Origin of the sequence: Mycobacterium sp., assembly GCF_032159765.1 — a bacterium.
Lineage (GTDB): Bacteria > Actinomycetota > Actinomycetes > Mycobacteriales > Mycobacteriaceae > Mycobacterium.
The window spans coordinates 1-3876 of record NZ_JAVHWM010000017.1; the positions used below are offsets into that span (position 1 = coordinate 1).

The 3876-nt window shown below is 66.2% G+C and carries 5 protein-coding genes; all 5 read right to left on the reverse strand.

Annotated features, from left to right (window positions below):
• Positions 1–446: glutamate synthase-related protein (locus tag QOH60_RS01910; protein ID WP_526416519.1), on the reverse strand; the 446-nt coding region annotated here is incomplete at its 3' end.
• A complete protein-coding gene (locus tag QOH60_RS01915) occupies positions 446–1144 on the reverse strand; it encodes a protein glxC (RefSeq protein WP_526416521.1) in 699 nt (232 codons plus the stop codon). The genes QOH60_RS01910 and QOH60_RS01915, both read right to left, overlap by 1 nt.
• On the reverse strand, positions 1132–2004 hold the full coding sequence (locus QOH60_RS01920) for a class II glutamine amidotransferase domain-containing protein (RefSeq protein ID WP_526416523.1): 873 nt from the start codon (positions 2002–2004) through the stop codon (positions 1132–1134). The genes QOH60_RS01915 and QOH60_RS01920 overlap by 13 nt, the downstream gene beginning before the upstream one ends.
• A 27-nt stretch (positions 2005–2031) precedes the next feature.
• Positions 2032–3345 (reverse strand): type III glutamate--ammonia ligase, encoded by a 1314-nt coding sequence (glnT, locus tag QOH60_RS01925; RefSeq protein ID WP_526416525.1) that lies wholly within the window; start codon positions 3343–3345, stop codon positions 2032–2034.
• Between the two features lie 73 nt (positions 3346–3418).
• A partial coding sequence (locus QOH60_RS01930; protein WP_526416527.1) for an ammonium transporter occupies positions 3419–3876 on the reverse strand: 458 nt, incomplete at its 5' end.

A 3876-nucleotide genomic window follows, 5' to 3' on the forward strand; every position in this document is an offset into this window, starting at 1 on the left:
GGAAGATATTGGTAGACCAGGTATTTGCTCTGACCGCGCTCTTCGGGCGTCATGCCGCCGTCACCGGAGGTGGTTGACGTGCCCACCTCGCTGGCGCCGCGGCCCAACGCCTCCTTGGCGGGGCCGGACAGCGCGCCGAATGACATCCCGGCGATCGTCACCGGAATCTCGAGGTGCAGTGGGTGTTTCGCGAACCGGTCGCCGAGCACCACGTCGGTGCCACACCTCTCGCGGTAACCCTCCAGCGGGTAGCGCGACATCGATGCGCCAAGGAAGAGAAGATCGTCGAAATGCGGCAGCGGCCGCTTCGCGCCCCATCCGCGGATGTCGTAGATGCCGGTTTCCGCAGCACGCTGGATGGCCGCGATCGTCGGCCGATCGAACGTGGCGGACTCGCGAAGACCCATGCGCGCCCTGGAGTCCGCCGTGTCGAAAGAAGGAGTCATCAGTAGCTCGAAGCATTGTCGACGTGAAAGTGGTACAGGTTTCGGGCCGAGCCGTAGCGGGTGTAGGCGGCGGTGTCGTCGCCCTCGAAACCGGCCGCCTTCAACAGGTATTCGAGCTCTTTGTGATGCTCGGGGCGCATCTCCTTCGCGACGCAGTCGGCGCCAAGCGAGGCGACGGCACCGCGGACGTAGATGCGGGCTTCATAGATGGAGTCGCCAAGCGCCTCGCCGGCATCGCCCCGGATCACCAGCCGCCCGGCTTGCGCCATGAATGCGCTCATGTGGCCCACGTTGCCGCCCACTAACAGGTCGACTCCCTTCATCGAAATCCCGCACCGCGCTGCGGCATTCCCTTCGATCACCAGCAGGCCACCGTGCGCGGTCGCACCCGCCGACTGTGACGCGTCACCCTTGACCCAAACCGTGCCGCTCATCATGTTCTCGGCCACACCGGTACCCGCGTTGCCATTGATGATGATCTCGGCCTGCTGGTTCATCCCGGCGGCGTAGTAGCCGACGTGGCCGTCGACGGTCACCTTCACCGGCGCGTCGATGCCGACGGCGACGTTGTGTGCGCCTTCGGGATGTGCGAGGACGAACTCGCCGGACAGATCCGGCGCGTGCAGAATGGCATTGACCTCACGCAGGGGAGTCGTGCGCAGGTCATACGAGGACACCGTCGCTGTCATCTGTTCCATGCGTAGATCACCTCCGGCTCCGGCTCCCAGATCTTGGCGGTCTCGACGCCGGGAAGCCCTGCCAGCGCGCGGTATTCGCTGCCCATCGCCACCCAGTCTTCGGTCTCGGCGATGACGGCGGGTTTGCACGCGATCGCGTCGCGCACCACCGCGAACGAGTCTCGGTTGGACACCAGCAGCGTGTAGAACCCATCAAAGACAGCGCAGAGCTCCTTTAATGCGGCCTCCACGTCGCGGCCGCCTGCCAGCTGCTTGGCGATGAACCGCGCTCCGACCTCGGTGTCATTGTCGCTATCGAATTGCGTACCGGTGGCACGTAGTTCGCGGCGGATCGTGGCGTGATTGGCGAACGAGCCGTTGTGCACCATGCACTGCTGCGGCCCGACCGCGTACGGATGACAGCCCGCGGGCGTTACCGCAGACTCCGTCGCCATCCTGGTGTGACCGACGCCCTGCCAACCCTGCGCCTCGGCCAACCCCCACGCGTTGGTCAACATACGAGGATGCCCAACCCCTTTGAGCACGGCCATGTCCGAACCGAATCCCGCGATCAGCGCGTCGGGATACGCGGCCGCGACCGCGTCGTGCAGCACCTCAGAAGGCACGTCCGCGGTAACGAGATAAGTGTCGCCGCGCCTGGTCACGCTGATGTCAAGGCCGAGGTCATCGGCCGTCGGATCGACCTCCAGCACGGAGACGCAGCCCCGGCCGGGGGGTGACATTATCGGGTCGCCGTAGACGGCGACACCGGCTGAGTCGCTGCCGCGGTCGCCCATCTCACACAGCATCCCGGTGAGCAGTTCTCCGAGCCGGGGATAGAGCTCCGGGGTGCGCAGGTGCAACCCGACGATCCCGCACATGGCTTGTCTCCTTTGACGTATGACGATTCAGAACGCGGTGAGGTAGTTGTCGATCTCCCATGGCGCCACTGAGCTGTGGTAGGCGAAGAACTCCTCGCGCTTGATGTCGGCGAAGTAGCCCGCCACGCCGTCGCCCGCGGCATCGAGCACACCCGTGATCAACGGGTCGCCCTGGAATTCGTCGACCGCGTGCAGCAGAGTCGGCGGCAGCGGTGAACGTCCCTGGCCGCCAATGCCTCCAGGGTCGGCGCTGCGTTTGATCCCATCGATGCCCGCGCCCAGTGCCGCGGCGATTGCCAGGTACGGGTTGGCCGAGCCGTCGCCGCCGCGTAGCTCGACGCGCGCCGAGTCGGGCACCCGGATGTAGTGGGTGCGGTCGTTGCCGCCGTAGGTCGGGGTCCTCGGTGCCCACGAAGCGCCCGACGCCGTCGTCGTCGCACCGGTCCGCTTGTAGGAGTTGACCGTTGGCGCCACCACCGCCTGCAGCGCGCTGGCGTGCTCGAGGATGCCGCCGATGAACGCGTACGCAGTCTCCGACAGACCCAGTCCGCGGGCGTCCTCGTCGGCGGGAAATACCGGAGTGCCGCCACTAGTCAGCGACAAATGCAAATGCAAACCGCTGCCGGTCTTGTCGGCGAATGGCTTGGGCATGAAGGTCGCCACCATGCCGCGTTCGGCAGCGATCATCGTCAGCAAGTAGCGCAGCGTGACGACGCGGTCGGCAGTGGTGAGCGCGTCGGCGAATTGGAAATTCTGCTCGAACTGGCCGTTGCCGTCCTCGTGGTCGTTGGCGTAGTTGGACCAGCCGAGCGTGTTCATCGCCGCCGAGATCGCGGTCAGGTGGTCGTACATCCTGGTGACGCCGCGCGCGTCGTAGCAGGGCTGCGCGGCGGTGTCAGCGGCGTCCGCGACCGAGAGGCTGCCGTCGGAGTTGCGGTGCAGCAGAAAGTACTCCACCTCGGCGCCGACCCACGGCTCGAAGCCGGCGTCGGCGGCCCGCTGGATCAGTGCCTTGAGAATCACGCGCGGGGCGTATGGCCACGGTTCGCCGGTGACGTGCGGGTCGCAGTGCACGATGGCGAGGCCGTCCTTGATGAACGGGATCGGCGTGAACGACGCCGGGTCCGGAATGGCCATCAGGTCAGGGTCTTTGGGCTCCTGGCCCATCGCGCCGACGGCGTATCCGGCGAATCCGACACCCTCGGTGGCGAGCAGGTCGACGGCCTCGACGGGCACCAGCTTCGCGCACGGCTTGCCGCGCAGGTCGACGAACAGAGCGAGGATGAACTTCGTTCCTGACTGTTCAGCCAGGGTGGCAAGGGAACGATTGGCGTCAGACATTCCAAATAAGCCTTCGTGGTTGTCGAAAAGGCCGGCCGGCGCGGGCGAGTGGGCGCGCGCCGGCCGGAGCTTGTCAGGCGGGCTGGAGCTCGTACGCCGCGTCCCGGTGAAACTTGGCGTCGATGCCCTTTTCTTCTTCGTCGGTCGAGATGCGGATACCCATCGTCTTCTTGATGACGAACGCGATGATGTAAGCGACCACGAACGAGTAGGCCATCACTGCGCCTGCGGCGACCGCCTGCTTCCACAGTTGATCGAGCCCGCCACCGTAGAAGAGGCCGTTGGTCTTGTTCGGCATGCTCGCGCTGGCGAACAGGCCGATCAGCAGGGTGCCGATCACGCCGCCGACCAGGTGCACGCCGACCACGTCGAGCGAGTCGTCGTAGCCGAACCTCGACTTCAGGCCGACGGCAAGCGGGCAGATCGCGCCTGCGATCAAGCCGAGGAAGATCGAACCGACGGGGGTGACCGCGCCGCAGGCAGGGGTGATGGCGACCAGCCCGGCTACCGCGCCCGAGGCCGCGCCGACAC

Excerpts from the sequence above, each read along its gene's own strand:
- QOH60_RS01920 (WP_526416523.1), bottom strand. The coding sequence starts at position 2,004 with ATGTGCGGGATCGTCGGGTTGCACCTGCGCACCCCGGAGCTCTATCCC.
- glnT (WP_526416525.1), bottom strand. The coding sequence starts at position 3,345 with ATGTCTGACGCCAATCGTTCCCTTGCCACCCTGGCTGAACAGTCAGGA.
- QOH60_RS01915 (WP_526416521.1), bottom strand. The coding sequence starts at position 1,144 with ATGGAACAGATGACAGCGACGGTGTCCTCGTATGACCTGCGCACGACT.